The sequence below is a fragment of the Saccharopolyspora sp. NPDC002578 genome (assembly GCF_053592695.1).
The window spans coordinates 1-4387 of record NZ_JBSFWJ010000149.1; the positions used below are offsets into that span (position 1 = coordinate 1).

At 69.9% G+C, this 4387-nt stretch carries 3 protein-coding genes; 1 reads left to right on the forward strand and 2 read right to left on the reverse strand.

Going from position 1 to position 4387, the window contains the following annotated elements; genetic code table 11:
- Window positions 1–236: 236 nt before the first annotated feature.
- Complete coding sequence (locus ACWD38_RS30045; protein ID WP_184480957.1) at window positions 237–1004, reverse strand: alpha/beta fold hydrolase; 768 nt, start codon at window positions 1002–1004, stop codon at window positions 237–239.
- Window positions 1005–1053: 49 nt separating this feature from the next.
- Window positions 1054–2484 carry an acyl-CoA carboxylase subunit beta gene (locus ACWD38_RS30050; RefSeq protein WP_184480955.1) on the reverse strand — a complete coding sequence of 477 codons (1431 nt, stop codon included), beginning with the start codon at window positions 2482–2484 and terminating at the stop codon, window positions 1054–1056.
- A 573-nt stretch (window positions 2485–3057) separates the two neighbouring features.
- On the opposite strand from ACWD38_RS30050, the gene ACWD38_RS30055 reads away from it, so the two are divergent.
- Window positions 3058–4089, forward strand: a complete 1032-nt coding sequence (locus tag ACWD38_RS30055) for a GDP-mannose 4,6-dehydratase (RefSeq protein ID WP_184480953.1) — start codon at window positions 3058–3060, stop codon at window positions 4087–4089.
- Window positions 4090–4387: the final 298 nt, after the last annotated feature.

Genomic DNA, 4387 nt, shown 5'->3' on the forward strand with positions numbered 1-4387 from the left:
GGTTTCCTCGCTGCGGGATCTTTTTTCCAAGTGGCTCCGCCACGAGGAAAAAAGCCGTCCTCGCGAGGAAACCGCTGAGAACCCGCCGGTGGTCGACTTGCTCAAGCTGGTCACTGCTCAGCGGCTCCGCCACTGACAAGATCAAAAGATCCTTCTAGTGGCGGTTCTAAGGATCGTTTCGGCCGGGCGACCCATCGGTTTGATCACGGTCGTGCGGCCGGCTGCCGGGTCGCGGGTCAGTGTGCCGAGGGTGTTCGGTGCAGGGTGCTGAGCTCCTCGGTGAGTTCGGCGTTGACGGCTGCGGCCTGCTGGACCAGGTAGAAGTGGCCGCCGCGGAAGGTGCGCAGGCGGAACGCGCCGGTGGTGTGCTCCTTCCAGCGCAGCGATTCGTCCACTGTGGACTTCGGGTCCTCGTCGCCGATGAGCACGGCGATCGGGCAGTCCACCACCCGGTCCCGGCGCGGCGGGTAGGTCTCCACCGCGCGGTAGTCGTTGCGGATCGCGGGCAGCGACATGCGCACGATCTCCTCGTCCTCCAGCGCCGCCGCGGCGCCGTTGAGGGTGCGCACGTCGGCTAGCAGCCCGTCGTCGTCGAGCAGGTGCACCCGCTCGTCGCGGGCGGTGCCCGGCGCGCGGCGGCCGGACGCGACCAGCGCGCGCGGCGGTGCGCCGGCGCCGTGCTCCAGCCGGTGCGCCACCTCGAAGCCGAGCAGCGCGCCCATGCTGTGGCCGAAGAACACCGTCGGCAGCTCCGGTTCGGCGGCCAGCACCGCCGTGATCGCCTCGGCGTACTCGTCGATGTTCGTGATAAGCGGCTCCCGGTGCCGGTCCTGCCTGCCCGGGTACTGCAGCACCACGACGTCGGCGGCGGGGGAGTGCGCGGTCGCGACCGGTCGGTAGAAGCTCGCCGAGCCGCCCGCGTGCGGGAAGCACACCAGGCGCACCTCGGCGCCGGGTGCCGGGTGGTAGCGGCGCAACCACTTGCCGGGATCCAGATCGGTCACGGGGTCTCCTCTGCGAAGGGGTCTGCTGCGGCGGCTCGGATCGGCCTGGTCACAGCGGGATGTTGCCGTGCGCGCCGCGTCCGGGCGGGGTGGTGGCGAGGGCGTCGGCGAGGCGGTGGCGGGTGTCGGCGGGGTCGATGAGCTCGTCGACGACGCCGATGCTCATCGCGCGCCCGACGCCGCCCGCGACGCGTTCGTGCTCGGCGATCAGCGCCTGCTCCAGCGCCGGGCGGTCGTCGTCGGTGGCGGCGGCGAGCCGCTTGCGGTGCAGCACGCCGACGGCGGCCTTCGCGCTCATCACCGCGACCTCCGCGTCCGGCCAGGCGAACACGGCGGAAGCGCCCAGCGAACGGGAGTTCATCGCGATGTACGCGCCGCCGTAGGACTTGCGGGTCACCAGCGTCACCCGCGGCACCACCGCCTCGGCGAAGGCGTGCAGCAGCTTCGCGCCCCGGCGCACCACGCCGCCCCATTCCTGCCCGACGCCCGGCAGGTAGCCGGGCACGTCGACCAGCACGACCAGCGGGACGCCGAACGAGTCGCAGAACCGCACGAACCTCGACGCCTTCTCCGCCGACAGCGAGTCCAGGCAGCCGCCCTTGCGCAGCGGGTTGTTCGCGAGCACGCCGATGGTCCGGCCGCCGAGCCTGCCGAGGCCGGTGACCATGTTCGGCGCCCACTTCGGTTGCAGCTCCGCGAATCCCTCCGGGCCGTCGTCGAGGATCGCGCGCACCAGCGGGCGCACGTCGTAGGCGCGCTTGGGCGATTCCGGCAGCAGCGCCCGCAGGTCCTGCCGCTCGCCGAGCGCGTCCAGGTCGAACGAGCCGGGGGAGCTCAGCAAGGCGGTGACCCGGCGGGCCTGCCGGAACGCCTCCTCGTCGGAGGCGGTGGTGAGGTGCGCGACGCCGGACTTCGCCCCGTGCGCCTCCGGGCCGCCGAGCCCGGCCATGTCGATCTGCTCGCCGGTCACCGACCGCACCACGTCGGGTCCGGTCACGAACACCCGGCCGCCCTCGGACATGATCACGAGGTCGGTCAGCGCAGGCCCGTAGGCGGCACCGCCCGCGGCCGGTCCGAGCACCACCGACAGCTGCGGAACCACGCCGGAGGCCCGCACCATCGCGGCGAACATCAGCCCGATGCCGTCCATCGCGGCGACGCCCTCGGCGAGCTTCGCGCCGCCGGAGTGCCAAATCCCGATCACCGGGAGGCGACGCCGCACCGCGCTGTCGATGGCCTCGACGATCGGCGGGCACTCGTCGACGCCGATCGCACCGCCCTTGCGGGTGGCGTCGGTGCAGTAGACGACGACCTCGGCGCCGCCGATCCGGCCCTGCCCGACGACGACCGCCACGCCGCCCTCGCGCCAGGTCACCTCCAGGCTGCCCTCGTCGAGCAGCCGCGACATCCGGTGGACCGGGTCGCGCGGATCGGCCGGAGCCTGGTCGAGCCCGGCTGGTTCCGTGACGGACGAAGTCATCGCACACCTCCTGCCACACCCCAGTACACCAATCCACGACCAAGAGAATTCCTAGTCCGCGCAACGGCCACCTTCTGGCGGCTTGATCAGCGGGTCGGGTAGCGGAACCTCAGCGGCCTTCTCGCTGCCCGCTTTCCTGGTGTGGCCGCGATTTCTCAGGTATGCCGTACACAGCGAAATCGCTGTCCTCGCGAGAAGACCGCTGAGAACCCGCCGGTGGTCGTCGTGCTCAAGCCGGTCACTGCTCAGCGGCTTCGCCGCTGACAAGACGGTGATCAAAGACCTCCGTCGCCGACGTCGAGAAACGAAGTGCTGAGGTTCCGCTACCCGACCCGCTGCGCAGGCCACCCGAGAGAACCGGAAACGAAGTACTGAGCGAATCCCTAGGGTGTGCTTGATTTCTTTGACACTTCGCGTGATCGGCTGCCAGCGTCAGGACCGGGCCGAGCCGGGCGTTCCCGGCGGTTGCCTTTCGACCTGTGCTGGTACCCGGCGCGCCGCCGCGCGCCTTCCCGCGGCCGTCCACGCGGTCGGCACGGGTGGTTCGTTGTCAGGTGGTGGAAGGGGAAGCACATGTCCAGGCGAGCGCTGATCACCGGGATCACCGGGCAGGACGGTTCCTATCTGGCCGAGCACCTGCTCGCCCAGGGATACCAGGTGTGGGGCCTGAACCGAGGTCAGGCGAACCCCCGCAAGTCCCGCGTCAGCAGGCTGGCGTCCGATCTGTCCTTCGTGGACGGTGACCTGATGGACCAGGGCAGCCTGGTCTCGGCGGTGGACCTGGTGCAGCCGCACGAGGTCTACAACCTGGGCGCCATCTCGTTCGTGCCGATGTCCTGGCAGCAGGCCGAGCTGGTCACCGAGGTCAACGGCATGGGCGTGCTGCGCATGCTGGAGGCGATCCGCATCGTCAGCGGCCTGCACGGTTCCAGCGCCGCCGGGTCGGACGGCATCCGCTTCTACCAGGCGTCGTCCTCGGAGATGTTCGGCAAGGTCGCCGAGACGCCGCAGAGCGAGACCACCACGTTCCACCCGCGCAGCCCGTACGGCGTGGCGAAGACCTACGGGCACTACATCACCCAGAACTACCGGGAGTCCTACGGCGTGTGGGGCGTGTCCGGCATCCTGTTCAACCACGAATCCCCGCGCCGTGGCGCGGAATTCGTCACCCGCAAGATCTCGCTGGCCGTGGCGCAGATCAAGCTGGGGCTGCAGGACAAGCTGTACCTGGGCAACCTGGACGCGGTCCGGGACTGGGGTTTCGCCGGCGACTACGTGCGCGCGATGCACCTGATGCTGCAGCAGGAGCAGCCCGCGGACTACGTGGTGGGCACCGGGCGGATGCACTCGGTGCGCGACGCGGTGCGGATCGCGTTCGAGGCGGCCGACCTGAACTGGGAGGACTACGTCGCGATCGATCCGACGCTGGTGCGCCCGGCGGAGGTGGAGACGCTGTGCGCAGATTCCTCCCACGCCCGCCGCGAACTCGGCTGGGAACCGAAGGTGGACTTCACCGAGCTGATGACGATGATGGTCGAGTCCGACATCCGCCAGGCCTCCCGCGAACGCGACTACGCCGAAGTCCTCTCCGCCGCGAGCTGGTGACCCACCGGAAGAACTTTCCCCGCACCACAGCCGACAACCCGCCCCCGAACTCGCGTCTCGACGCGACCGGGGGCCGGTCTGCGTTCCTGCCCTGCGAGGCGATGAAAGCGTTGCCCGGGCCCGAGACTCAGGAGCCCGCGCGGATCTTGTGGTCTTTGTCCTGTCAGTGGCGAAGCCGCTGAGCAGTGACCACCAGAGCAAGGCGACCACCCGCGGGTTCTCAGCGTTCTTCTCGCGAGGACAGCTTTTTCCCTCGTGGCGGAGCCACTTGGGAAAAAGATCCCGCAGCGAGAAGAAC

Coding starts and splice junctions, on each gene's coding strand:
- ACWD38_RS30050 (WP_184480955.1), bottom strand. CDS start 2,484: ATGACTTCGTCCGTCACGGAACCAGCCGGGCTCGACCAGGCTCCGGCC.
- ACWD38_RS30055 (WP_184480953.1), top strand. CDS start 3,058: ATGTCCAGGCGAGCGCTGATCACCGGGATCACCGGGCAGGACGGTTCC.